A 23,085-nucleotide genomic window follows, 5' to 3' on the forward strand; every position below is an offset into this window, starting at 1 on the left:
ATTCTTGCGGTTGGAGTGCAAAAAGTTGAGTCCTGCTGTGCGCAAGGATTTGCTCCCTGCCTCACGCATGACTGGGCCCTTTTTGTTTTTGGCGACGCCGGTGCCTCGCATTTATCTCAAAATACAAACGTATACATTTGCATACGGGCGCACTATGCTTTGAGTAATCGACTCGAAGGGGCTGAACGTCATGCAAACCGTATCGGTACGAATTCCAGAGGACGATCTCGCGTGGCTGGTCGAACTGCAACTGCCGGATGCGACGAGCCCGAGCGACAAGATTCGCGCGCTGATTGCCGACGCGCGCCGCCGGGTCAAGGGGGCACACGATTTCGTCCGCTGCGCGGCGCTGTTCAGGGAACAGGTGCGGCCGGTGCTCGACGCGATCGATGCCTACGAACACGCCACGCATCAGCGCTCCGAAATCGTGACGTTGCTCGCGGCACAACTTCCGGAACTCATGGCCAGCCTCGTCACGGCGGCGCCGCCGGGCAAGCCGATCGGCGAAGCCGCCGGCGAACTTGAGGCGCGGCTGACTGCGAAGAGCATGCGCCTGCTGCTCGGCATGCTGCGCCTGGCCGTGACCGGCAATCCCCCCGTCTATCAACCGGCCGTGCTCGATTCATACGTGCACGAGGTCAAGGAACTGGCGAACCTCATTCAGCCGGCGCAGGCAAATCCGTGAAGCCCATGAAGCCGGCATCTGGTGGCCGGGCCGACCTGGCCCGCCTGAATCCCTGAAGGAGTGACAAGTCGTGACGACAGAACATTTCGGTATCCGGGTCAAAAGGCTGTTGACCGCGAACGTGCATGCGCTGATCGGTTCGCTGGAAAGCCGCATGCCGCAGGCCATCCTCGAGCAGTACCTGCGCGAATTCGACGACGTGATCGCGCAGGCGCGGGTGGTGCTGGGGCGGCACGAAGCCGCGCGGTACCAGGCAGCCAAGGCGATCGCGCGCATCAACAACGAGATCGAGCGGCTGAACGACCTGCTTGGCACCGCGCTCGCCCGGAGCGACGATGCAGCCGTGCGTGCCGGCGCGGAACGGCAGATCGAGCTGGAGGACCAGCTCGGCGTGCTCCAGCAGTCGCTTCACGAGGCGAGCGAGCACGCGCAGGTCGCCGAGGCCGACCTGCTGGGCCTGCGCGCGAAGCGGGCAGAGATGGAAGCAGGGCTGCGCGAGTTGATTGCGGCGCGCGGGGCCGCGCCCGGCGACGGCGAGCGCCGCCCGGAGGGCGCGGCGGGCGCCGACCCGAGGGCGGAGCAGCTCGAACAGGGTTTCAACCGGACGATGGCCGGCGCGACCGGGACGGCGGGGTTGGGTACCAGTCCTTCGTCGGCCGATCCGTCGTTGTTGTATCGCCTTGAAACGCTCCACAAGGAGCAGCGGATCGAGGAGCGCGTCGCCCGCCTGAAGTCGCAACCCGGAACGCTGGCGGACGACATGTCCTGATGCTTCGTTTCCGAACCTGAGAGCAAGACGATAATGACTTCTTCACTGATGCTGCCGGGCAACGCACCGTTCGTCGTCGCGATCGCGCTGATGATCGTCATCGGGGTGCTGGAGTGCGTGTCGATGCTGCTGGGGCTGAGCCTGACCGAGCATGCAGGCCACTTGCTCGTCCTGCATTTCGGTCTCGACCACGCAGACGGCGGCCCCGACGCCAGCGTCGTCGGCCAGTTTCTCGGCTGGCTGCATGTCGGCCGGGTTCCGCTGCTGATCCTGCTGATCCTGTTCCTGCTCGGTTTTTCGATTCTCGGGCTCGCATTGCAGACGTCGCTGCAGGCCGTGGCGGGTTTCATGCTGCCCACCGCGCTGGCCGTGGGGCTGGCGACAGTCGCCGCGCTGCCGTTCGTGCGTCACACCGGCAAATTCGTCGCGCGCTTTCTCCCTCAAAGCGAAACCACGGCGGTTTCCGAAGCCGACTTCATCGGCCGCACCGCGCGGATCGTCACCGGTGACGCGTCGCTCGGCAATCCGGCCGAAGCGCGGCTCGTCGACGAACACGGTCAGCAGCATTACGTCCGGGTGGAGCCGGACGAGGCAGGCCGGACTTTTGCGAAAGGCACGACAGTCCTGCTCGTGTCGCGCATTTCGGGTTCGCGTTATCACGCAATCGAAAATCCCCGACCCGAACTGCTCTGAATCCCGTTTCACCAGGCGGCCGCCGTTCCGGGCGGCGGGGGCTGGCGCACCTTGCTGTCACCATCCGTACACAGGAGTCGAACAAACATCATGATGAATGCACTCTCATTCTGGGGCGCTGTCGCATTGGCAGTGGTGGTGGGTATCTGCGTGATCGGCATGATTTTCGCGCGTCTATACGTCCGCGCGTCCGCGGAGCGGGCCTTCGTCCGCACCGGTCTCGGCGGGCAGAAGGTGATCATGAGCGGCGGCGCGGTGGTGCTGCCGGTGTTTCACGAGGTGATCCCGATCAACATGAACACGCTGAAGCTCGAAGTGAGCCGCGCGTCGCACGACAGCCTCATCACGAAGGACCGGATGCGCGTCGACGTGGTCGTCGCATTCTTCGTGCGGGTCGCGCCGACCGAGGAAGGCGTGTCGACTGCGGCGCAGACGCTCGGCCAGCGTACGCTCGCGCCTGAAAACCTGCGCGCGCTCGTCGACGACAAGTTCGTCGATGCGCTGCGCTCGACTGCCGCGCAGATGACGATGCAGGACCTGCAGGACGCCCGCGAAAAATTCGTGCAGGGCGTGCAGAACACGGTCGCGGAAGATCTGACGAAGAACGGGCTGGAACTGGAAAGCGTGTCGCTGACCAATTTCAACCAGACGTCGAAGCAGTACTTCGATCCGAACAATGCATTCGACGCCGAAGGCCTGACGAAGCTGACCCAGGAAACCGAACGGCGCCGCAAGGAGCGCAACGAGGTCGAGCAGGACACCGAGGTCGCCGTGCGTGAAAAGAACCGCGACGCGCTCTCCCGCAAGCTCGAAATCGAGCAGCAGGAAGCGTTCATGAAGCTCGAGCAGGAGCAGCAGGTCAAGACGCGCTCGGCCGAGCAGAACGCCCGCATTGCCGCGTTCGAGGCCGAGCGTCACCAGGAGGCGGAGCAAAGCCGGATCGGCGCCGAGCGGCAGATCCAGGAATCCGAGATTCAGCGCGAGCAGGCCTTGCGTACCCGCAAGGTGGAAGCGGAGCGCGAAGTGCGCGTGAAGGAGATCGAACAGACGCGGGTGACGCAGATGGCGGCGATCGAGCAGGCGAAAGTGACCGAAATTGCGCAGCAGGAGAAGGAGATCGTGATCGCGGAGAAGTCCGAGGCGCAATCGCAGGCGCAGGCGCGCGCGAGTGCATCGCTCGCGGACGCGGTGCGTGCCGAGCAACTGGTCGAGACGACGCGCAAGACCGCCGAGGCGGATCGCGCGAAGCAGGTCGCGCTGATCGAAGCGTCCCAGGAGGCGGAAACGCAGGCGGTTCACATCACGACGCAGGCGCGTGCCGAGCGGGACGCGGCCCAGATGCAGGCTGCCGCGATGGTCGAGCTGGCCGAGGCGGCGCGCAAGAAGGGGCTCGCGGAAGCCGAGGCGCAGCGTGCGCTGAACGACGCGATCAACGCGCTGTCATCGGACCAGACCAGCCTCAAGTTCAAGCTCGCGCTGCTGCAGGCGCTGCCAGGCGTGATCCAGCAGACCGTCGAGCCGATGAAGTCGATCGACGGCATCAAGATCATCCAGGTCGACGGGCTCAATCGCAACGGCGCGGCGGACGGCGGCGCGCCGGCAGCGGCAGGGAGCAATCTGGCCGAGCAGGCGATGTCCGCGGCGTTGTCCTATCGCGCGCACGCACCGCTGATCGATTCGCTGCTCGGTGAAATCGGCCTGTCCGGCGGATCGCTGCAAGGGATGGTGCCGGCTGTCCATCCGAGCAAGCCGGCGGCGAGTCCCGCACCGATGACGCACGCCGTACCGCTGGCGCACCCTGCATCAGCGGCCGCTCCGCGTGAGGGCGGCGCCGAGACCGCATAACGCGGGGCAACGGCGCATGGGCCGGCGGCGCGGAAGGACTTTCTTGTTTCCGGCCGCCGCCGCCGTCACCCGCGCCCGAAACTCGGCCGTTTCGGATCGTACGTCCACCCCGGCACGAGATAGCGCATCGCAACCGCATCGTCGCGCGCCGTGCCGCCAACCTTCTGATACAGCACATGCGCGGCCTCGACCTGCGCCATGTCGAGTTCGATCCCGAGCCCCGGCCGCTCCGGTACGGCCACCTTGCCGCCGACGATCGCGAGCGGTTCGCGCGTGAGCCGCGCGTCGCCTTCCTGCCAGATCCAGTGCGTGTCGATCGCGGTGATCGTGCCGGGCGCGGCCGCCGCCGCATGCGTGAACATCGCGAGCGACACGTCGAAGTGGTTGTTCGAGTGCGAACCCCACGTGAGCCCCCAGTCGCGGCACAGCTGCGCGAGCCGCACCGAACCCTGCATCGTCCAGAAATGCGGATCGGCGAGCGGGATGTCGACCGCCTGCAGCCGCACCGCGTGATCCATCTGCCGCCAGTCGGTCGCGATCATGTTGGTCGCGGTCGGAATGCCCGTCGCGCGGCGGAATTCGGCCATCACCTCGCGGCCCGAATAGCCGCCTTCCGGCCCGCACGGGTCTTCCGCATAGGCGAGCAGATGGCCTTGCCCGCGGCACAGCGCGACGGCCTCGTCGAGCGACCACGCGCCGTTCGGGTCGAGCGTCGCGCGCGCGTCGGGAAAGCGCGCCTTGATCGCCGCGATCGCTTCCATCTCGTCGGCGCCGGCCATCACGCCGCCCTTCAGCTTGAAGTCGGCGAAGCCGTAGCGCTCGACCGCGGCTTCGGCCTGCCGCGCGATCGCGGCCGGCGTCAACGCCGCTTCGTTGCGCAGCCGGAACCACGGATCCGCCGCATGCGTTTCGTCGCGATACGGCAGGTCGGTGCGGCGCCGGTCGCCCAGGTAGAACAGGTACGCGAGCATCGGCACCGCGTCGCGCTGCTGGCCTTCGCCGAGCAGCGCCGCGACCGGTACGTCGAGATGCTGGCCGAGCAGGTCGAGCAGCGCGGCCTCGATCGCGGTGATCACGTTGTCGAGCCGCAGGTTGATCTCGTGCGGCTGGCGCAGCACGGCGGCCTCGCCGGCCGACGTGACCTCGTGCCGGATCGTGCGGCCCGCACCTGCACCCGCGCCCGCGCCGGACAGCGCCGCGCGCACCGCGTTCAGCGTCGCCTGGTAGCGGCCGATTGACTGGCCGACCACGAGATCCGTCATGCGCTCCAGCGCGTGGCGGATGCCTTCGCCGCCCGGTACTTCGCCGACGCCCGTGTGGCCGCTGCTGTCGTCGAGGATCACGAGGTTGCGCGTGAAATAAGGTGCGTGCGCGCCGCACAGGTTGAGCAGCATGCTGTCGCGGCCGGCGACGGGAATCACCTGCATGCGCGTGACGCGCGGGGTGCCGGCACGGCGGGATTCGGACATCGGTTCGCTCCTGGTTCCGGTGGCGCGCGGGCCGCCGGACGCGCCGGCGCGGCCCGCGCCGTTCAATGAAGCTCGACGCGGCGGATCTCGCCGACGACGAACAGGTAGCAGATCACGGCGACGAGCGCGTGCGCGACGACATAGACGAGCGCGCCGTTGAACGAGCCGCTGCGGTCGACGATGTAGCCGATCGCGATCGGCGTCGTGATGCTCGACAGGTTGCCGCACGTGTTGAGCAGCGCGCCGCTCAGCCCCGCGATCTGGCGCGGCGCGGTGTCGGCGTTGACGGCCCAGCCGAGCGCGCCGAGCCCCTTGCCGAAGAACGACAGCGCCATGAACAGCACGACGAGCACGTGCGAATCGGTGTAGTTGCAGACGATCATCGACATCGACAGCAGCATGCCGATCACGATTGGCACCTTGCGCGCGACCGACAGCGAGCGGCCCTGCTTGAGCAGCGCGTCGGACACGACGCCGCCGAGAATCCCGCCGAGGAACCCGCACACGGCCGGGATCGACGCGACGAGCCCCGCGTTGAGGATCGACATCCCGCGTGCCTGCACGAGATAGACGGGAAACCACGTGATGAAGAAGTAGGTGAGCGCGTTGATGCAGTACTGCGCGACGTACACGCCGATCAGCATCCGGCTCTTCAGCAGCGCCTTCACGTGACGCATCGACGGGCCGCCGCCGCGCGCGCCCGTCGCCTGGTCGATGTTGACGAGCGCGCCGCCTTCGGCGAGGTAGTCGAGTTCCGCGCGGTTGATGCTCGGGTGGTCCTTCGGGTCGTACATGGTGCGATTCCACACCAGAACGAACGCGAAGCCGAGCACGCCCATCACCGCGAACACCGACTGCCAGCCGAACGCGTGCACGAGCCAGCCCATCAGCGGTGCGAACACGACGGTCGCCGCGTACTGCGCGGCGTTGAAGATCGCCGACGCGGTGCCGCGTTCGGCGGCCGGGAACCACGCGGACACGATCCGGCTGTTGGCCGGAAACGAAGGCGCCTCGGCCGCGCCGACCAGGAAGCGCAGCCCGAACAACAGCGCGAACGCGGCCGCGCCGCCGAAGAAGCCGATCGAGCCCTGCAGCAGCGTGAACAGCGACCAGAAGAAGATGCTGAACGCATAGACGATGCGCGACCCGTAGCGGTCGAGCAGCCAGCCGCCCGGCAGTTGCGCGACCACGTACGACCAGCCGAACGCGGAGAAGATGAAACCGATCTGCACGTGGTTCAGGTGCAGCGCGCGGGCGAGGCTCGGGCCCGCGATCGCGATGGCCGCGCGATCCGCGTAGTTGATCGTCGTGACCGCGAACAGGACGGCCAGCACGAGCCAGCGCACGCGCGTGCGCCGGGCCGTTGCCGACGCGGATGCCGGCAGCGCGTGAAGCGGATTCATGACTGTCTCCTCCGAATGGCGGAAGGTGCCGTCGTGCGGCAGGCGCGTCGGGTGCGCGCGTTTTCGTATCGGGTGCCGTCGGCCGGAGGCCGGGCGCCAGACGCCGATGCCGACAGGCAGGGCGTCCGGATCATTCTGTCATGTCGATATTTGCGCTTTCATGCCAATTGCTGACTTGATCGATTCAGCATTTGAATCGATCAAGTCGGTCGATCGCCCGGCGCGCGCGCGTCGTCCGCGTCGTCGCCACCGTCGCCATGATGACGCGCCACGTGCCGCACGAGAAACTCGACGGCCGCGCGTACGCCGGGCAGTTGGCCGCGCCGGTGCGGCATCAGCAGTGTCGTCGTGACGGTGCCGGCCCGCCAGCCGGGCAGCACGCGCACGAGCGCGCCGGACGCCAGCGCGTCGCTTGCGATCCAGTCGGGCAGGCAGGCCAGGCCGAGGCCGGCCGTCGCGGCCTGCAGCAGCAGCGTCGATTCGTCGGCCTGCAGGCGGATGCGCGGCGTCACGTCGACAGTGTTGCCGCCGCGTTGCAGTCGCCACGGCTGCTGGCTCGGATGGAGTCCGTCGTGCCGTGCGAGGTCGGCCGGCTCGTGCGGTGCGCCGGTGCGCGCGAGATAACCCGGCGACGCAACGACGACGATCGGCGACGTCGCGAGCGGCCGCTGCACGAGCGCCGAATCGGGCAGCGGGGCGAAATGGCTGCGTACCGCGATGTCGAAGCCTTCCTGCGCGATGTCGACCAGGCGGTCGCTCGCATGAATCTGCAGCAGCAGCTTCGGGTGTGCGATGGCCAGCGCCGGCAGGCAGGGCGCGAGGATGTGCTGCGCAACGGGCACCGAGCTCGTGATCCGCACGACACCCGCCGGTTCGGCGGCCTGCCGCAGCACCGCGTCGCGCGCGCTCTCGGCCTCGATCACGGCCGCGCGCGCGTGCTCGAAGAATTCGGCGCCCACCGGCGTCAACCGGAAGCTGCGCGACGTGCGATGCACGAGCCGCGCGCCGAGCGTGCGCTCGAGCTCGGCAACGCGCTTGCTGACCGTCGATTTCGGCAGGTCGAGCCGGCGCGCGGCCGCCGACATGCTGCCCGCGTCGACCGCCTGCACGAACAAGTAGAGATCGTTCAGATTCACTGTCAGCGTCCACTTGGAGAAACGACGGGTTTCAATTCTAGCGGCTACTGCGCCATCGTTCGCCATGGGAGCATGGTCGCTCGTTCAACTTCCGCGGAATACCCGATGTCCCCGATCCTTCTCTACGGCATTCCCGCCGGCTGCTCGTTCGGCTCGATCGTCGCGCTCGAATGGGCCGGTCGTCCGTATCGGCTGTCGCGCATCACGATGCCCGACCTCGCGACGAGCGACGCATTCCTCGCATTGAACCCCGTCGCCGAAACACCGGCATTCGTGACCGCGAACGGCGATGTGCTGACCGAAAGCCTCGCGATCCTCGGCCACGTCGGCGCGCACGTGCTCGACAGCGGCCTCGCGTTCCGCCAGGGCAGCGCGGATTTCGACCGGCTGAACCGGATGCTGGCGTGGCTGAACACGACATTCTTCAACGCGTTCGGTGCGCTCTGGTACGTGTACGAACACAACACCGAGGGTGCCGAGAAAGCAGCGTTGCAGGCCTACGGCCGCGGCAAGGTGCTGAAGGCGCACCGGCAGCTCGAAGCGCAACTCGCGCGCGGCGATGGCCCGTGGCTGCTGGGCGCACGGCGCACGCTGGCCGATGCGTATTTCGCGGGGATCGCCCGCTGGGCCGACTATCACGCGGTGTTCGAGCGCGACGCGTTCCCGCGCATCGCCGCGCTGCGCGCGCGGCTCGCCGACGACGCGGGCGTGCATTTCGCGCACGCGGTCGAGGAAGGCTTGCCGCTGCCGGCCTCGTCGGCGTTCGAAGGACATGTGTCGCTCGACGACGCGCTGGCAAGCGCGCACGTTCTGGCGACCTGACCGCGCAACGCGGTCGCCCGACGGGCAGGGCATCGGCGATATTTTTACCCGGGTGATATTGACATCCAATTAATACCCGGATAAAAATAACGTCATTCCGATTCCTGTCCGCAGGCGACCACGATGACAACCTCCATGCTCCTTCCTTCCTACACGGCCTTCGACGGCCACCGTCGGCTCGCGTCGGGCCCGCTTGCGGCGGTCGCGCTCGCGGTCCGGCAGGCGGCCGGCGACGCGATGGCTGGTTCGATCCTGATCTTCGACGATGCGACGGGCCGCTCGATCGATCTCGACCTGCGCGGCACGGCGGACGAAGTCCGCGCGCGTTTCGCGCCGCCGCCGGGCGACGCCGCGGGGGCCGCCGGCGAACCGGCCGGCGCGGGCGAGCAGCGCGGCCGCGGCCGGCCGAAGCTCGGCGTCGTGTCGCGCGAGGTCACGCTGCTGCCGCGTCACTGGGAATGGCTCGGCGCGCAGCCGGGCGGCGCGTCGGTCGCGCTGCGCAAGCTGGTCGAGGACGCGCGGCGCACACATGCGGCGGCTGACCGGCACCGCGACGCGCAGACGCGCGCGTATCACTTCATGTCGGCGATGGCGGGCGACCTGCCCGGTTTCGAGGAGGCCGCGCGGGCGCTGTATGCGAACGACCTGGCGCGGCTCGCCGAGCTGATCGCCGGCTGGCCGGACGACGTGCGCGACCATGCGCTCGCGCTGGCGCGCGGCGATCTGCCGCCGCCCGCCGAAGACTGCTGAAGGAGTACTGGACACGATGACCGTATTCGATCTGAACCGCGGCGCGATCGCGCCGGTCGCCGACGAGGTCGATCTCGTCGACCTGCGCGTGACCGGCGCCGTCCCGCGCGAACTCGACGGCACGCTGCTGCGCAACGGCCCGAATCCGCCGGGCGGCCGCTTCGAAGGCAATGACATGCTGTCGTGGTGGCCGGAAGCCGCGATGCTGCACGCGATCGCGTTCGAAGGCGGCCGCGCGACCGGCTACCGGAACCGCTGGGCGCGCACGCAGCGCTGGGCCGCCGTGCATGCGCCCGGGCAGGTGCCGCATCTGCCCGACACCAATCCGAACGTGAGCGTGCTGCAGCATGCCGGCGAATTGCTCGCGATGGCGGAGGGCGGCGCGCCGTTCGCGATCACGGCCGCGCTCGATTCGCTCGGCGTGTCGCGCCGGTTGGCGGGTTTCGATGGCGGCATGACCGCGCATCCGAAGGTCGACCCGGTGACCGGCGAGCTGATTGCGTTTCGCGCGGACTGGCGCGCGCCGTGGCTGCGCTACGGCGTCGCCGACGCGCAGGGCGTGCAGCGCGTCGATATCGCTATCGATCTGCCCGCGCCGTCGATGATGCACGACTTCGCGATCACCGAAACCCGCAGCCTGCTGCTCGACCTGAACGTCGGCTACGACTTCTCGCTGCTGAAGCAGGGCCACCGGATGCCGCTGCGCTGGCACGACGACCGGCCTGCACGCATCGGCGTGATCCCGCGTCACGGCGGCGACGTGCGCTGGTTCGGCGTCGAGCCGTGCTTCGTCCAGCACGTCGTGAACGCGTACGACTGCGACGCATCGTGCCTCGTGCTCGACGTGGTGCGTTATCCGTGGTTCCTGCGGCTCGACGCGCGCACCGGCCGGTTCGAGGACAACCCGGTCGGCGAGCTGTGGCGCTATGTGATCGATACGGCGAACGGGCTGATCGATGAAGGGCCGCTCGCCGACGGCGGCATCGAGTTGCCGCGCATCAACGAAAGCCGGACCGGGCGCAGCTACCGCTATCTATATGCGGTCGAGCAGCCGAACAACGCGGAAATGCGCGGCGTGATGCGCTTCGACCACGCGCGCGGCACGACAACGCACTATGAGGTGCCGGCCGGCGACCAGAACGGCGAACCCGTGTTCGTGCCGCGCCCGGGCGGCGTCGACGAGGACGACGGCTGGCTGCTGGTGATGGTCTACCGCGCGGCGACGGAGTCGAGCGACGTCGTGATCCTCGATGCGCGCGCGATCGACGCGGGGCCGGTCGCGACCGTGCACCTGCCGCGCCGCGTGCCGGCCGGGTTCCACGGCGCGTGGGTGCCACGCATGCGCTGAGCGGCCGTGCGCGTCACTGCGCCCGCAGCGCGTCGACGATCTTCAGCCGCGACGCGCGCATCGCCGGCAGGAACCCGCCGACGAGCCCCATCACGAGCGAGAACAGCAGCGTCTTCACGACGATCGCGGGCGTCAGCACGAAGCGGAACGACAGGTCCGAGAAGGTCTGGAAGTTGGTCGTCGAGAACGACGCGAACTGCATCAGCGACGCGCACGCGAGCCCCGCGACGCCGCCGACGAAGCCGAGCAGCAGCGCTTCCAGCAGGAACGCGGCGAGCACGTTCCTGCGCTTGAAGCCGAGCGCGCGCAGCGTGCCGATCTCGGCGACGCGGTTCGCGACCGACGCATACATCGTGATCATCGCGCCGATCATCGCGGCGATCGAGAAGATCGTCGACAGCGTGATGCCGAGGATGTTGATGAACGTCGACAGCGCCTTCGACTGGTCGCCGTAGAAGGTCTGCTCGCGTTTCGCCTCGTCGGTCAGCCGCGGGTCGACGTCGATGTCGGCCTTGAAGCGCGCGAAACCGTCGGCGCTCGGGATGCGCAGCACCATCGACGAATAGCTCGTGCGCCGGAACGACTGCATCAGTTGATCGACGTCGCCCCAGATCTCCGAATCGAAGCCGCTGCCGCCCGCGTCGAAGATGCCGACGATGGTCCAGTCGCGCTGCGCGAAATGCAGGCTGTCGCCGAGCTGCGTGCCGCTGAAGCCCTTCGCGATCGCACTGCCGACGATGATCTCCGACGAGCCGGGCACGAACATGCGGCCGGCCACCAGTTTCACGTGCGGCCGCAGCGCGAGGCCGGCCTGCGACACGCCGCGGATCACGACGTTCGACGGCTTGCCGGTCGACGTCTTCACGAGCGAGATCAGCACGACGGCTTCCTTCGACACGAGCGGCCGGCCGTCGGGGCCGAGCGCGACGGCCGGATGCATCTCGAGCGCGTTGGCCTGCTGGTGGTCGATCGAACTCTGGATCTCGGTTTCGGCGCCCTTGCGGATCACCACCGCGTTGTCGGGCTCGCCGGTCGACACGAGCGTCTGCGTGAGCCCCGCGTCGAGCATCTGGACCGTCGCGAACACGAAGATCACGAGCGCCATCCCGCCCGCGGTCAGCGCGGTGGTGAGCCGCCGGGTCCACAGGTTGCGCGCGATGTAGTTGAGCGGGATCGCCATGCTCGTGTCTACCCGATCGCCCGCAGGCCTTCGACGACGCGTACGCGCGCCGCCTGCCACGCCGGCACGATCGCGGCCGCGACGCCGACCGCGACCGAGCACGCGGCCTGCAGCACGACCGTCTCGGTCGACACCTTGAACACCGGGAAGATGCCGCCGGCCGCCTGTTTGAACAGGCTCGCGGCCGGCGGCGTCGCGAGGATCCCGAGCCCGCCGCCGGCCACCGCGATCACGACCGATTCACCGAACACGATCAGCGCGAGAAAGCCGGGGCCGAAGCCGAGCGCCTTCAGCGTCGCGTATTCGGCCGTGCGCTCGCGCGCGCTCATCGCCATCGCGTTGGCCATCACGGCCATGATGATCAGGATCACCACGTACGACACCAGGCGGATCGCCGCGATGATCTGGTTCGACATCGCGACGAAGCCGAGCTGGAACGCCTGCTCGGTCTCGGTCAGCGTCTCGGCGAGCGAGTTCTTGAACACGGCGTCGACGCCGCGCGCGATCGTCGCGCCGTCGTCGGGGTTCGCGACGCCGAGCACGAATACGCCGACCTGGTCGGCCTGTTTCGGCGTGCGCTGGCGCACCGTCTCGTTCAGGTAGTCCCAGTGGAACACCATCTGGCGCGTGATCGTCGAATCGTCGCGGCCGTCGAGAATTCCGCGCACGACGAAATCCCACGTGCCGGGATAGATGGTGCCCTTGAGCGGGATCACGTCGCCGATCTTGAAGCCGAACTGCGTCGCGAGCTGGCGCCCGACGAGGCAGCCGCGGCGGTCGCGGTCGTAGTCGGCGCGCTGCTGCGCCGGGATGATGAATTCCGGGTACAGGTCGAGATAGTTGTCCGACACCGCGAAGCTCGCGAAGAAGTTCTTCGGGTCGCGGTAGATGCCGCCGAACCAGTTCGAGCGGACCACGGCCGTCACGCCGTCGACGCCGCGAATCCGGTTCTCGTAGCTGACGGGCAGCGGAAACACCAGCGAGATCGCATTGCGCGTGACGAGCCGTCCGCTGGACGCGGCGGCCGCGCCCGCGTACCACGCGTCGACGACGGTGTGCAGCAGCCCGAACGCCAGCACCGCGATCGTGAGCCCGAGCACGGTCAGCAGCGTGCGCAGCCGGTGCCGCAGTGCGTTGCGCGCGATCAGCTTCAGCACATACATCGCGCGCGCTCCCGCAGCCGGTCAGCCGGCGTGCCCATCGATCAGCTCCCCTTTTTCCAGATGCACGAGCGACTGCGCGGCGCCGGCCGCGTGCGCATCGTGGGTCACCATGATGATCGTCTTGCCGAGCTCGGCGTTCATCCGCTGCAGCATCGCGAGCACGTCGGTGGCCGACGTGCGGTCGAGGTCGCCGGTCGGCTCGTCCGCGACGATCAGCACGGGGTCGGTGATCAGCGCGCGCGCGATCGCGACGCGCTGCTGCTGGCCGCCCGACAGCTCGGACGGGTAATGGCTCGTCCGGTCGCCGAGATTCACCATGTCGAGCACGAGCTCGACGCGCTCGCGCCGCTCGCGGCGCGACAGGTGCGTGAGCATCAGCGGCAGCTCGACGTTCTCGAACGCGGTGAGCACGGGCATCAGGTTGTAGAACTGGAAGATGAAGCCGACGTTCGCCGCGCGCCATTCGGCCAGTTGCGCCTCGGCGAGCTGCGAGATGTCGAGGCCGCCCACGCGCAGCTCGCCGCTGTCGGGCCGGTCGATGCCGGCCACGAGGTTCAGCAGCGTGCTCTTGCCGGAGCCCGACGGCCCCATCAGCGCGACGAAATCGCCTTCGCCGATATCGAGCGTGATGTCGGTCAGCACGGGCACGATCTGGTTGCCGCGCCGGTACGACTTCGCGACGTGGCTGATCTCGACGAGGGGCGGCGGCGCGTCGTTCACGCTCGCGCTACTTCTTCGCGACGGTCACTTTCGCGCCGTCCTTCAGCTTCGCACCCGGTGCGAGCACGACCGTGTCGCCGGGTTTCACGCCGCGGATCGCGACCAGCTCGCCGATCCGCATGCCCGTCGTCACGGCCGCCGCGCGCACGCTGTCGTCCTTCACGACGAACACGACCGGCCGGCCGTCGCGCTCGACGACGGCACTCGCCTGCACGGCCGTCACGGGCTGCCGGTCCTGCGCCGACACGGGCTTCGACAGGAACGCGATCTTCGCGCTCATGTCGGGCAGCACGCGGTCGTCGCGATCGACGAAGCGCACCTTCACGAGCACGGTGGCCTTCGAGCGGTCGACGGTCGGCACGATGCGCGACACGCGGCCCGCGAAGCGCGTGTCCGGCAGCGCGTCGAGCTGGATCTCGCACGGCTGCTCGGCGCGGATCTTCGCGATGTTCGATTCGGCGACGTCGGCCTCGACCTCGAGCGTGTCCATGTCGGCAATCGTCACGACCGCGCCCTTGCTGTCCGACGCGGACGAGAACGGCGTGATGTTGTCGCCGACGTTCGCATGCTTGGCGAGCACGATGCCGTCGAACGGCGCGCGGATCACCGTCTGGTCGACCGCGACCTGCGCGGCCTGCGCATTGGCGTCGGCGGAGACGATCGCGGCCTCGCCGCTGCTGAGCGACGCGCGCGCCTTGTTCACGCGGGCCGTGTCGATGTCGAGCTGCGCGGCCGGCACGGCGCCCTTCGGCGCGAGCGCTGCAGTGCGGCGGAATGCGATTTCGGCGTCCTTCAGCTCGGCCTGCTGCACGCCGAGGTTCGCGCGGGCGACCTTCGCCTGGGCCAGCGCCTGCGCGAGCGCCGCCTCGACGTCGCGGCTTTCGAGCCGCGCGATGATCTCGTCCTTCTTCACGCGCGTACCCTCGAGCACGCCGAGCCATTCGACCCGCCCCTGGCCCTTCGACGCGACCGCGGCCTTGCGCTGCGGCACGACGTAGCCGGTCGCATTCAGTTGCGTGTCGTTCTGGTACGGGTAGGCGGACGTGACGGACGTCGTTTCGACGGTCGGCCGGCCGGTGAGCGCAAGGCCGGCAATGATCGCGACGATAGCGATCGCGGCGGCGGCCGCATAGCGGACCCACCGGCGTCGGCGGGGCGCCGGTGCGACCGGACGCCGGTCGATTTTCAGTTTGTCCAGATTGTGATCGGGCAATTTGAGCGCCTCGAGACAGCGGCGGTCTGGCGACCGGCCGCGATCCGGTTTCCGGGGAAGGGGACGGATGGACGCCAGTATAAGCGTCGCCCCGATGGCGCGCGAGCGCGTTTGTGGGGCCAGTGCGGCGGCCGCCGCACCGGCACGCCGACGCGGGAAGACGCGGAAAGAAGCGCTCACCCTCGGGGAAACCCGAAGGGCGCAAGCAACGTGTCAACTCGCCGCGAAGGCGGTGCGTTATGGAACCAGTGCGTCAGGTTTTATTGAGGCGGAACGGCGAAAGCCGGCCTCCCGGCCTGGCGCTCCGATGCGAATGCCTCGCATCTTTCACCGGTTCGTTTGATTTTTTCTCCGCTAAAGGAAGAACAATGAAGAAGACGCTCGCTTCGATCATGACCGCAGCAATCGCACTCGCATCGGTTTCGGCATTCGCACAGGAGTCGGCGTCGGCTCCGGCAGGCGCGATGGCACCCGCCTCCGCACCGATGAAGAAGGATCACAGCAAGCCGAAGCACGCGCTGAAGCAACACGGTTCGGCCAAGGGCAAGGCAAAGGCCGCAGCCGCATCGGCAGCCGGCACGAACGACGCAGGCGCAGCAAACTAAGCGCGTCGCCCGGGGCCGGCACTGCCGGCCGCCAGTCGCGAGACCCCGCATGTTTCGGCATGCGGGGTTTTGTTTTTTCAGGCGCCGTGTTCGTCCGCCGGCGTCGGCGGCGCGCGCATCGCGTCGACCACCGTGCGCATGCGCCGCCAGTGCGAGCCTTCCCAGAACACGCGCCGGCACACGTCGCACGCGGCGAAGCGCCGGTGCCGCAGCCCGACGCCGGCCGGCACGCGCGGCGCGGCAGCCGCCGCGTCGAGCGGATGCAGCGGTGCATTGCAGCGCAGGCATAGCCGGAATGGCCGCATGTGCGGCGCGAGATCGAGCCGCGCGAACAGCTCGCGCAACTGGTCGGCCGGTTGCAGCGCATGCAGGTAGCAGCCGCGCGCGATCGTGCGCCGCTTGAGCAGTTCGCGGTCGCGGGTCAGCACGATCCGGCCCTCTCGCGCGGCGAGCGCCGCGAGCTCGTCGTCGCGATAGTGGTTGTCGTAGCAGGTGTCGAAGCCCGCGAGGCGCAACAGTTGCGCGAGGCCGCCGAGATGCGCGTCGGCGATGAAGCACCATTGCGCCGGCTGCGGCGCGGTGGCACCGTTCGCCGCCGGCTGCGCGCGTTCCGGAAAGGCTTCGACGCGGTCGCCGTCGCCGAGCGGCCGGTCGAGCGCGGCCGGCGCGTCGTTCACGTGCAGCCGGCCGATTTCCGTGTGAGGAATGCCGAGCGCCTCGATCGCGTGCTTCACCGTCGCATCGCGCGCGCACGCGTGCCCGAACGCGCGGTCGCGCTGCGCGCGCGGGAGAAAGGCGTTCAGTTCGTCGTGGAAGCGGAAGGTCGCGGTCGCCATCCGTGCAGTATCGCACCGCGCACGGCCGGCGGCGGGCGCTGCAGACGGCCGCCATCTGTGTTTAACTCGCGGCTCCACGGAGCGAAGGAGCAGGCAATGGATCTCGGATTTATCGGGCTGGGCGAAATGGGGCAGGCGATCGCAACGAACCTGCTGAAGGCGGGCCACACGGTGCGGGTCTGGAACCGGTCGCGCGAGCGTGCGGAGCCGCTCGCGGCATTCGGCGCGCAGATCGTCGACACGCCGGCCGACGCGTTTCGCGGCGATGCCGTGTTCTCGATGCTCGGCGACGACGCGGCCGCGCGCGCCGTGTTCGACGACGCGCTGCTCGCGCAGGCGCCGCGCGGCCTGATCCACGTGAACATGGCGACGGTGTCGGTCGCGCTCGCGGAATCGCTCGCGCACGCGCATGCGTCGCGCGGCATCGATTATGTCGCCGCGCCGGTGATGGGGCGGCCCGACGTCGCGGCCGCCGCGCGCCTGACGATCATGGCGGGCGGCCCGGCCGAGGCGATCGACCGCGTGCAGCCGCTGTTCGACGCGATCGGCCAGAAGACCTGGCGGTTCGGCTCGCTGCCGCAGCACGCGAACGTCGCGAAGATCGCGGCGAACTTCACGCTCGCGTCGGCGATCGAGACGCTCGGCGAGGCGTCCGCGCTGCTGGGCGCGCACGGCGTCGCGATGCGCGATTTCCTCGACGTGATCACGAGCAGCGTGTTTCCGGGGCCCGTCTACGCAGGCTACGGCGGGATGATCGCCGAGCGGCAATACGAGCCCGCGCGCTTCAAGGCGCGCCTCGGGCTGAAGGATGTCCGGCTCGCGCTGGAGGCCGGCGACACCGCGTCGGTGCCGCTGCCGATCGCGAGCGTCGTGCGCGACAGCCTGCTCGACGCGCTCGCGCACGGCGGCGGCGACCAGGATTTCGCGGTGCTCGGCGAAGTCGCGCTGCGCCGCGCCGGCCGCTGACACGACGCGACAGAAGCGCCGCGCGCACGGCATAATCGACGTTTCGGTTTTCCTACATTCAGGCAGAGGCACGCATGAACTTGCATACGTGGTGGCTTTTCGTGGCGACGGTGTTCGTCGTGTCGGCGATTCCGGGCCCGAACATGCTGCTCGTGATGACGCACGGCGCGCGGCACGGGCTGCGGCGCTCGTCGTCGACGATGGCCGGCTGCCTGAGCGCGCTGGTGCTGATGCTGTCGGTGTCGGCGGCCGGCCTCGGCGTGTTCCTCGAAGCGTGGCCCGCGATGTTCAACGCGCTGCGCTTCGCGGGCGCCGCCTATCTGATCTACCTCGGCGTGAAGGCGTGGCGTGCGCGCGTCGACGACGCGCCGCCGGCCACCGACGTCGAATCGGTGTCGCGTCAGGCTGCGTCGGCATCGCGCTGGGTGCTGTTCCGCAATGGCTTCCTGGTCGCGGGCAGCAACCCGAAGGCGATCCTGTTCGCGGCCGCGCTGCTGCCGCAGTTCATCAACGCGGCCGCGCCGACGCTGCCGCAGTTCGGCATCCTCGTCGTCACGTTCGCGGTGATCGAGGTGAGCTGGTATCTCGTCTACGCGTCGTTCGGCACGCGCATCGGCGCGACGCTGAAGAGCCAGAGCGTCGCGAAGGTGTTCAACCGGCTGACGGGCGGACTGTTCGTCGGCTTCGGTGCGATGATGGCGCTGGTGCGTCACTGATTTCGAACGGATTCCGGTGCGCCGAACGCCCCGTCCCTCGCAAGAGGGCGGGGCGTTCGTCTTTTCACGTCCGCTTCACGGATGCGGGCGAGTCAGCGTCGCCGCGCCGACCCGGCGCCCGGCCGTGAGGCCGAACACCGCGGCCGCACCGGCGAACGCGAACCCGACGCCGCACACGGCGCTCCATCCGCCCCATGCCCACGCGCTGCCCGCGAGCGCCGCGCCGAGCGCGCCGCCGACGAAGAACAGCCCGACGAACAGTCCGTTCAGGCGCCCGCGCGCGGCCGGGTTCAGCAGGTTGATCTCGCGGCGGCCGATCGTCTGGTCGACGATGACGCCCGCGTCGAGCAACGCCGCGCCGCCGGCGAGCAGCGCAAGCGCGAGGCCGCGATGCGCATGCGCGTCGAAGCCGAACCAGCCGGCGCCCGCGATGCCGAGCACGACGAGCGCCACCAGCATCGTGCCGTGCGCGATCCGCTGCGCGGTCGGGCCGTGGCCGCGATCGCCGGCGCGGCCGGCGAGCGGCGTGACGATCGCACCGCTGGCACCGGCGAACGCGAACAGCGCAATCCCGTGCAGGTCGAGACCGAACGGCGGCTGCGCGAGCCGCAGCCCGACCGCGGTCCAGAATGCGCTGAACGCAGCCATCGCGAGCGCGGCCGACAGCGCGTGCCGGCGCAGCACCGGTTCGTCGGCGAGCAGGCGCCCCATCGACGCGAGCAGCGCGCGGTAGCCGGCCGTGATCGACGGCGTGCGCGACGGCAGGCGCAGCGCGAGCACGACGGCGATCGCGGCGTTCGCGAGCGCGGCCAGCGCGTAGAACGCGCGCCAGCCGGCCGAGCCCGCGATCAGGCTCGCGAGCGGCCGCGACAGCAGGATGCCGAGCATCAGCCCGCTCATCACGTTGCCGACCGCGCGGCCGCGCTGTGCTTCGGGCGCCATCGACGCGGCCATCGGCACGAGCATCTGGATCACGCTCGACGCGGCGCCGGCGACCAGCGTCGCCAGCAGGAACACGACGCCCGACCGCGTGAACGCGGGCAGCGCGAGCGCGGCCGCGCAGGCGACGAGCGTCGCGACGATCAGGCGGCGGTTTTCGAGCAGATCGACGAGCGGCACGAGCAGCACGAGCCCGGCCGCGTAGCCGAGCTGCGGCAGCATCGCGACGAGGCCGGCGAGGCCGGGCGGCAGGTGCAGGTCCGCGCTGATCGGGCCCGTCAGCGGTTGCGCGGCGAACAGGTCCATCACGATCACGCCGACCGTCGCGGCGAAGAACAGCGTCATGCCCGCGCTCAGCGCGGGCGGCGCGCCGACGGGTGCGCGAACGGCGCCGGGACAAGGGTTGGCAGGGCAGTTCATCGGAAGCCTGGGGTGTGGGTCGAAGGAGTTCCCATCGTAGGGGGCCGATGTTTATGCGACAATTGAAATATGTCTAACATGATTATGCGAGTTTGTTTTGAATACGCGTGATCTCCTGGCGTTCGTCGCGGTGGTCGACAGCGGCTCGATGGTTGCCGCGGCCGCGAAGCTCCACCTGACGCAGCCCGGCCTGACGCGGCGCGTGCAGAACCTCGAAACGCTGCTCGGCGTGCCGCTGCTCGAACGGCAAAGCAAGCCGCTGAAGCCGACCGCGGCCGGGCGCGACGTCTACGCGCTCGCGCGCAACGTGCTGGGCGCGGTCGACGAGCTGATGGCGGCCGGCGCGCCGGACAGCGAGCCGTCGGGCGAGCTGCGCATCGGTGTCCCGCCGTTCCTGTCCGAACTGGCGCTCGAGCGGCCGATCGACCGGCTGCGCGACGCGTTCCCGCGCCTCACGCTGCGCGTGACGGCCGGCTGGTCGCCGGCGCTGCTGCAGGGCATCGAGCGCGGCACGCTCGACGTCGCGGCCGTGATGGTGCCGGCGAGCACGGTGCTGCCCGACGCGTTCACGGCGACGCTGCTCGCCACGCAGCCGACGGTGCTCGTCGCCGCACGCGACTTTCCGCTGCCGGACGGCCCGTTGTCGCTCGACACGCTGTCGGGTTTTCCGTGGGTGCTGAGTCAGGACGGCTGCGGGATGCGTTCGGCGCTGAGTCGCGCGCTCGGCGCGGCCGGGCTGCCGTTCGACGTCGCGGTCGAGGCGTTCGGCTCGGAGTTGCAGTTGTCGCTCGTCGCGCGCGGCGCGGGCATCGGGATCGCACCGCCGAACGCGCTCGCGCGCAGCGCGCATCGCGATGCGCTGCGGGTGGTGGAAACGGTGGGGCTGGAGACGCGGATCAACGTGTGGATCGTGCACGCCGCGCTGCCGGGCCGCCTGGTGCGGCCTGTCGCGCTGCTGCGCGACGCGCTGGGCGAGGTGCTGGACGGGGAGATCAGGAAGGGGTCAGAAGCGAACGAAGCGAGTTAGAGTCGGCATTCGAGGGAAAATCCTTATTTTCTCTACGGAAATGTTGCAATGCGGAAATCGATTCGCTATAGTTGCACCTGTCTCCTCCATGTCTCCTCTGATATGGATTCAGCCCGCCTCTTAGGCGGGCTTTTTTTTGCCTGCGATTTTGCCGCAGCGTGCCATTCGTCGCCGTCGCCGCCCTCAGAACTTGTACGTCATCCCGACGTAGCTGATGATCGGGTCGGCCTTCAGGTCCGATTTCGACTCGGCCAGCACCGAACCGTCGGCCGCCTTGATCGTCACCGTCGACGTCGTCTTCAGCGGGATGTACGTCACCGACGCGATCAGCCCGAAATGCTCGGTCATGTTGTACTGCAGACCCGCGTTGAACACCGGCTGCCATGACGACGACGCCTTCGCCTCCACCGATGTCGTACCCGGCTTGCCCGCGCCCGCCGCGAGAATCGCGCCGAGGTTCTCCTGCGTCTGCTTGATGAAGTTCGTGTTGAGCTGCAGGTCGCTGAACCAGTTGTACGACACGCCGAGGCCGAGGAACGGCCTGAACTTCGCGGTCGCCTGCCCGAAGTAGTACTGCAGCAGCACGGCCGGGCTCCACTGCCGCACGCTCTTCACGATCGGGTTGACCGACGCGAGCCCGATGTTCTGCGTGCCGAGCGCGCCGGCCGGGCCGGGCGGCCTGATCGTGCCCTGGCCCGACACCTTGAACACCGGCGGCACGCCCGCCACCGACGTGACCGCGATGTGGTCGGTCAGGAAGTGGCTGACCGTCAGGCCGACGGTGTCGGCGCCGCTGGTGCGCAGCCCGGTGCCCGGCGACGTGAACGACGGCGGCAGCCGCAGCGGCGTGTTGATCGGCGTCGGTGCGACGTTGGTCGTCATCGGCGTGCTGCTCTGTTGCGGCATCACGTGGAACCAGCCCAGCGTGACGACGTTGCTGCCGGCGCTCTGCGCGTGCGCCGCGAGCGGCGCCAGGGCGGCGGCGCCGGCCGCCGCGCAGAGTAGGGTTTTCTTCATCACGGCTTTCCCCTCTGCTTACTGGACGAACGCGCCGATCGTGAAATACGGCGTCGATCCGGCGTTATCGAGGAAACCGAACACGCCACCCGTGAAGATGAACTTGCCGGTCGGCGACGTGCTGCCCGAACCCGTGTGGATCGTCGTGACCGTGCCCGGCACCTTCTGCGTGTAGTCGAGGTCGAGTGCGGTCGCGAGCGAGGCCTGCGACGGCTGGAACGGATCGAGCAGCGTGGCCTGGGTGTTGGCCAGCGCGGTGGTCCGGTAATTGAACTGGCTGTCGACACCGATGTACTCGCCGTTCTGCGAACCGACCGCGACCATCGATTGCGGCGCGAGGATCGAGATGCTCGATTCATCGTCGGCGGTGAGGCCCGGCACGCCGTTGCTGTCGGGCGTCGGGTTCGGGTTCGCAACACCCGTGCGCACGAGGATCGGCACCAGCTGGTTGCGCAGCTTGCCGACGATCATGAAGCCCTTGCCCTGCGGCGTCGTCGACAGCGTCGGCTTCAACTGGCTCTGGTAGTTGTTGGACTGGAACGCGCCGCTGCCGTCCGCGGACTGCACGAAGTTCGTGCCCTGCTGCGTGCACGCGCCGCCGGCGAACTGGCCGGTCGTGTCGCACTTGGTCCACGAGCCGTCCGCGTTGATCGTCACCTTCGCGTCGATCGACGCGGGCGCGAAGTTCTGCGACGGCACTTCGCCGAAGCCGACGTGGCTGTACGTGCCCGCGACGTTCGCGATGTTGGTTTCGATCGACGAGAAGCCGATGAACGGGTAGTACGGGAATTTCGTGTCAGGCACCGCGGCTTGGCCGAGCACGCCGCCGAACTGGATTTCCTTGCCGGGAATCGTACCGCCAGCGACACCTTCGCCGACGAAGATCCGTGCCGGGCGCGTCGGGTCGAGGCTTGCTCCGTTCAGGCGGAACGCGCACTGGTTCAGCTTGTTGGTCGGCAGCAGCGTTTCCTGCGTGAGCGTACCGCTGTCGACGGTGCCCGCGCGGGTCGGCACGACGGTGCCGGTCGTCTGCGGCACCGGCGATTCGACGTACGTGACCTGCCACGTCATCTTGGTCGTGTCGAGCTGGACCTTGGCGAGTTCGCCGCTGCCCGCACCGCCGGTAAACACGGTGGTGTAATCGAGCGAGGCGGGACAGAGCCGGTCTTCGACGAGCGGGGGCGGGTTGTCGCTGCCGCCGCCGCAGGCGGAAAGAAGGGGGGCGGCAAGGGCCGCCGCCAGAATGAGGTTGCGCTTCATGTTGCTCCTCCAGATTTGTCTTGTGCGGCGGCCAGCTCCCTGTCGGCCGCTTCTGTTACTTGTGCTCGTCCTGCCCGCGCCGTGCCACGCGCGTCCTTGCGTC

22 protein-coding genes are annotated in these 23,085 nt (G+C 68.8%); 11 read left to right on the plus strand and 11 right to left on the minus strand.

Annotated features, from left to right (window positions below):
• Positions 1-190: 190 nt before the first annotated feature.
• From H3H55_RS01110 to H3H55_RS01125, 4 genes are all read left to right on the plus strand, one after another.
• Positions 191-685 (plus strand): hypothetical protein, encoded by a 495-nt coding sequence (locus H3H55_RS01110; protein ID WP_193097458.1) that lies wholly within the window; start codon positions 191-193, stop codon positions 683-685.
• A gap of 70 nt (positions 686-755) precedes the next feature.
• Positions 756-1,454 carry a PspA/IM30 family protein gene (locus tag H3H55_RS01115; RefSeq protein WP_193097459.1) on the plus strand — a complete coding sequence of 233 codons (699 nt, stop codon included), beginning with the start codon at positions 756-758 and terminating at the stop codon, positions 1,452-1,454.
• A gap of 33 nt (positions 1,455-1,487) precedes the next feature.
• Positions 1,488-2,147, plus strand: a complete 660-nt coding sequence (locus tag H3H55_RS01120) for a YqiJ family protein (protein ID WP_193097460.1) — start codon at positions 1,488-1,490, stop codon at positions 2,145-2,147.
• A 90-nt stretch (positions 2,148-2,237) separates the two neighbouring features.
• Complete coding sequence (locus H3H55_RS01125; RefSeq protein WP_193097461.1) at positions 2,238-3,992, plus strand: flotillin family protein; 1,755 nt, start codon at positions 2,238-2,240, stop codon at positions 3,990-3,992.
• Positions 3,993-4,057: 65 nt separating this feature from the next.
• Here H3H55_RS01125 and H3H55_RS01130 read toward each other — a convergent pair whose 3' ends face one another.
• The 3 genes from H3H55_RS01130 to H3H55_RS01140 form a co-directional block, all read right to left on the minus strand.
• Entirely contained in the window at positions 4,058-5,461 is a 1,404-nt protein-coding gene (locus H3H55_RS01130; protein ID WP_193097462.1) for an enolase C-terminal domain-like protein, read from the minus strand.
• 62 nt (positions 5,462-5,523) lie between these two features.
• Entirely contained in the window at positions 5,524-6,864 is a 1,341-nt protein-coding gene (locus H3H55_RS01135; RefSeq protein WP_129513481.1) for an MFS transporter, read from the minus strand.
• A gap of 200 nt (positions 6,865-7,064) precedes the next feature.
• Positions 7,065-8,066 (minus strand): LysR family transcriptional regulator, encoded by a 1,002-nt coding sequence (locus H3H55_RS01140; RefSeq protein ID WP_193097463.1) that lies wholly within the window; start codon positions 8,064-8,066, stop codon positions 7,065-7,067.
• A gap of 39 nt (positions 8,067-8,105) precedes the next feature.
• On the opposite strand from H3H55_RS01140, the gene H3H55_RS01145 reads away from it, so the two are divergent.
• From H3H55_RS01145 to H3H55_RS01155, 3 genes are all read left to right on the plus strand, one after another.
• Entirely contained in the window at positions 8,106-8,822 is a 717-nt protein-coding gene (locus H3H55_RS01145; RefSeq protein ID WP_193097464.1) for a glutathione S-transferase family protein, read from the plus strand.
• 123 nt (positions 8,823-8,945) lie between these two features.
• The gene (locus H3H55_RS01150; protein ID WP_193097465.1) at positions 8,946-9,572 is read left to right on the plus strand and encodes a DUF2239 family protein; all 627 of its coding nucleotides are present in this window, start codon (positions 8,946-8,948) and stop codon (positions 9,570-9,572) included.
• A gap of 16 nt (positions 9,573-9,588) precedes the next feature.
• On the plus strand, positions 9,589-10,920 hold the full coding sequence (locus H3H55_RS01155; protein WP_193097466.1) for a carotenoid oxygenase family protein: 1,332 nt from the start codon (positions 9,589-9,591) through the stop codon (positions 10,918-10,920).
• A 13-nt stretch (positions 10,921-10,933) separates the two neighbouring features.
• Here the strand turns inward: H3H55_RS01155 and H3H55_RS01160 are convergent, their stop codons facing one another.
• From H3H55_RS01160 to H3H55_RS01175, 4 genes are read right to left on the minus strand one after another with little or no spacing between them, the layout of a single operon-like run.
• Entirely contained in the window at positions 10,934-12,100 is a 1,167-nt protein-coding gene (locus H3H55_RS01160; protein WP_193097467.1) for an ABC transporter permease, read from the minus strand.
• 8 nt (positions 12,101-12,108) lie between these two features.
• A complete protein-coding gene (locus H3H55_RS01165; protein ID WP_048248154.1) occupies positions 12,109-13,263 on the minus strand; it encodes an ABC transporter permease in 1,155 nt (384 codons plus the stop codon).
• Between the two features lie 21 nt (positions 13,264-13,284).
• The gene (locus tag H3H55_RS01170) at positions 13,285-13,983 is read right to left on the minus strand and encodes an ABC transporter ATP-binding protein (protein WP_129513488.1); all 699 of its coding nucleotides are present in this window, start codon (positions 13,981-13,983) and stop codon (positions 13,285-13,287) included.
• Between the two features lie 7 nt (positions 13,984-13,990).
• Positions 13,991-15,196 carry an efflux RND transporter periplasmic adaptor subunit gene (locus H3H55_RS01175; protein WP_193097468.1) on the minus strand — a complete coding sequence of 402 codons (1,206 nt, stop codon included), beginning with the start codon at positions 15,194-15,196 and terminating at the stop codon, positions 13,991-13,993.
• Between the two features lie 239 nt (positions 15,197-15,435).
• Here H3H55_RS01175 and H3H55_RS37230 point away from each other — a divergent pair, with 239 nt between their 5' ends.
• Positions 15,436-15,801 carry a hypothetical protein gene (locus H3H55_RS37230; protein ID WP_226799902.1) on the plus strand — a complete coding sequence of 122 codons (366 nt, stop codon included), beginning with the start codon at positions 15,436-15,438 and terminating at the stop codon, positions 15,799-15,801.
• A 77-nt stretch (positions 15,802-15,878) separates the two neighbouring features.
• Here the strand turns inward: H3H55_RS37230 and H3H55_RS01185 are convergent, their stop codons facing one another.
• Positions 15,879-16,637 (minus strand): Mut7-C RNAse domain-containing protein, encoded by a 759-nt coding sequence (locus H3H55_RS01185; protein WP_193097469.1) that lies wholly within the window; start codon positions 16,635-16,637, stop codon positions 15,879-15,881.
• A 57-nt stretch (positions 16,638-16,694) separates the two neighbouring features.
• Here H3H55_RS01185 and H3H55_RS01190 point away from each other — a divergent pair, with 57 nt between their 5' ends.
• Together H3H55_RS01190 and H3H55_RS01195 are read left to right on the plus strand one after the other, a co-directional pair.
• Complete coding sequence (locus tag H3H55_RS01190) at positions 16,695-17,603, plus strand: NAD(P)-dependent oxidoreductase (protein WP_319022248.1); 909 nt, start codon at positions 16,695-16,697, stop codon at positions 17,601-17,603.
• A 74-nt stretch (positions 17,604-17,677) separates the two neighbouring features.
• Positions 17,678-18,319: a LysE family translocator gene (locus H3H55_RS01195; protein ID WP_193097471.1), complete on the plus strand. Its 642-nt coding sequence runs from the start codon at positions 17,678-17,680 to the stop codon at positions 18,317-18,319.
• A 75-nt stretch (positions 18,320-18,394) separates the two neighbouring features.
• Here the strand turns inward: H3H55_RS01195 and H3H55_RS01200 are convergent, their stop codons facing one another.
• Complete coding sequence (locus H3H55_RS01200; RefSeq protein ID WP_193097472.1) at positions 18,395-19,678, minus strand: MFS transporter; 1,284 nt, start codon at positions 19,676-19,678, stop codon at positions 18,395-18,397.
• A 97-nt stretch (positions 19,679-19,775) separates the two neighbouring features.
• On the opposite strand from H3H55_RS01200, the gene H3H55_RS01205 reads away from it, so the two are divergent.
• Positions 19,776-20,705 (plus strand): LysR family transcriptional regulator, encoded by a 930-nt coding sequence (locus tag H3H55_RS01205; protein ID WP_129513494.1) that lies wholly within the window; start codon positions 19,776-19,778, stop codon positions 20,703-20,705.
• 183 nt (positions 20,706-20,888) lie between these two features.
• On the opposite strand, the gene H3H55_RS01210 is transcribed toward H3H55_RS01205, so the two are convergent.
• Positions 20,889-21,722, minus strand: a complete 834-nt coding sequence (locus tag H3H55_RS01210) for an OmpW/AlkL family protein (RefSeq protein ID WP_129513495.1) — start codon at positions 21,720-21,722, stop codon at positions 20,889-20,891.
• A gap of 18 nt (positions 21,723-21,740) precedes the next feature.
• Positions 21,741-22,982: a DUF2957 domain-containing protein gene (locus H3H55_RS01215; protein WP_193097473.1), complete on the minus strand. Its 1,242-nt coding sequence runs from the start codon at positions 22,980-22,982 to the stop codon at positions 21,741-21,743.
• Positions 22,983-23,085: the final 103 nt, after the last annotated feature.

The sequence above is a fragment of the Burkholderia sp. Z1 genome, assembly GCF_014893795.1.
Lineage (GTDB): Bacteria > Pseudomonadota > Gammaproteobacteria > Burkholderiales > Burkholderiaceae > Burkholderia > Burkholderia theae.

Coding starts and splice junctions, on each gene's coding strand:
- H3H55_RS01140 (WP_193097463.1), bottom strand. CDS start 8,066: ATGGCGAACGATGGCGCAGTAGCCGCTAGAATTGAAACCCGTCGTTTC.
- H3H55_RS37230 (WP_226799902.1), top strand. CDS start 15,436: ATGGAACCAGTGCGTCAGGTTTTATTGAGGCGGAACGGCGAAAGCCGG.
- H3H55_RS01200 (WP_193097472.1), bottom strand. CDS start 19,678: ATGAACTGCCCTGCCAACCCTTGTCCCGGCGCCGTTCGCGCACCCGTC.
- H3H55_RS01130 (WP_193097462.1), bottom strand. CDS start 5,461: ATGTCCGAATCCCGCCGTGCCGGCACCCCGCGCGTCACGCGCATGCAG.
- H3H55_RS01185 (WP_193097469.1), bottom strand. CDS start 16,637: ATGGCGACCGCGACCTTCCGCTTCCACGACGAACTGAACGCCTTTCTC.
- H3H55_RS01125 (WP_193097461.1), top strand. CDS start 2,238: ATGATGAATGCACTCTCATTCTGGGGCGCTGTCGCATTGGCAGTGGTG.
- H3H55_RS01150 (WP_193097465.1), top strand. CDS start 8,946: ATGACAACCTCCATGCTCCTTCCTTCCTACACGGCCTTCGACGGCCAC.
- H3H55_RS01160 (WP_193097467.1), bottom strand. CDS start 12,100: ATGGCGATCCCGCTCAACTACATCGCGCGCAACCTGTGGACCCGGCGG.
- H3H55_RS01165 (WP_048248154.1), bottom strand. CDS start 13,263: ATGTATGTGCTGAAGCTGATCGCGCGCAACGCACTGCGGCACCGGCTG.
- H3H55_RS01210 (WP_129513495.1), bottom strand. CDS start 21,722: ATGAAGAAAACCCTACTCTGCGCGGCGGCCGGCGCCGCCGCCCTGGCG.
- H3H55_RS01120 (WP_193097460.1), top strand. CDS start 1,488: ATGACTTCTTCACTGATGCTGCCGGGCAACGCACCGTTCGTCGTCGCG.
- H3H55_RS01110 (WP_193097458.1), top strand. CDS start 191: ATGCAAACCGTATCGGTACGAATTCCAGAGGACGATCTCGCGTGGCTG.
- H3H55_RS01145 (WP_193097464.1), top strand. CDS start 8,106: ATGTCCCCGATCCTTCTCTACGGCATTCCCGCCGGCTGCTCGTTCGGC.
- H3H55_RS01195 (WP_193097471.1), top strand. CDS start 17,678: ATGAACTTGCATACGTGGTGGCTTTTCGTGGCGACGGTGTTCGTCGTG.
- H3H55_RS01215 (WP_193097473.1), bottom strand. CDS start 22,982: ATGAAGCGCAACCTCATTCTGGCGGCGGCCCTTGCCGCCCCCCTTCTT.
- H3H55_RS01155 (WP_193097466.1), top strand. CDS start 9,589: ATGACCGTATTCGATCTGAACCGCGGCGCGATCGCGCCGGTCGCCGAC.
- H3H55_RS01135 (WP_129513481.1), bottom strand. CDS start 6,864: ATGAATCCGCTTCACGCGCTGCCGGCATCCGCGTCGGCAACGGCCCGG.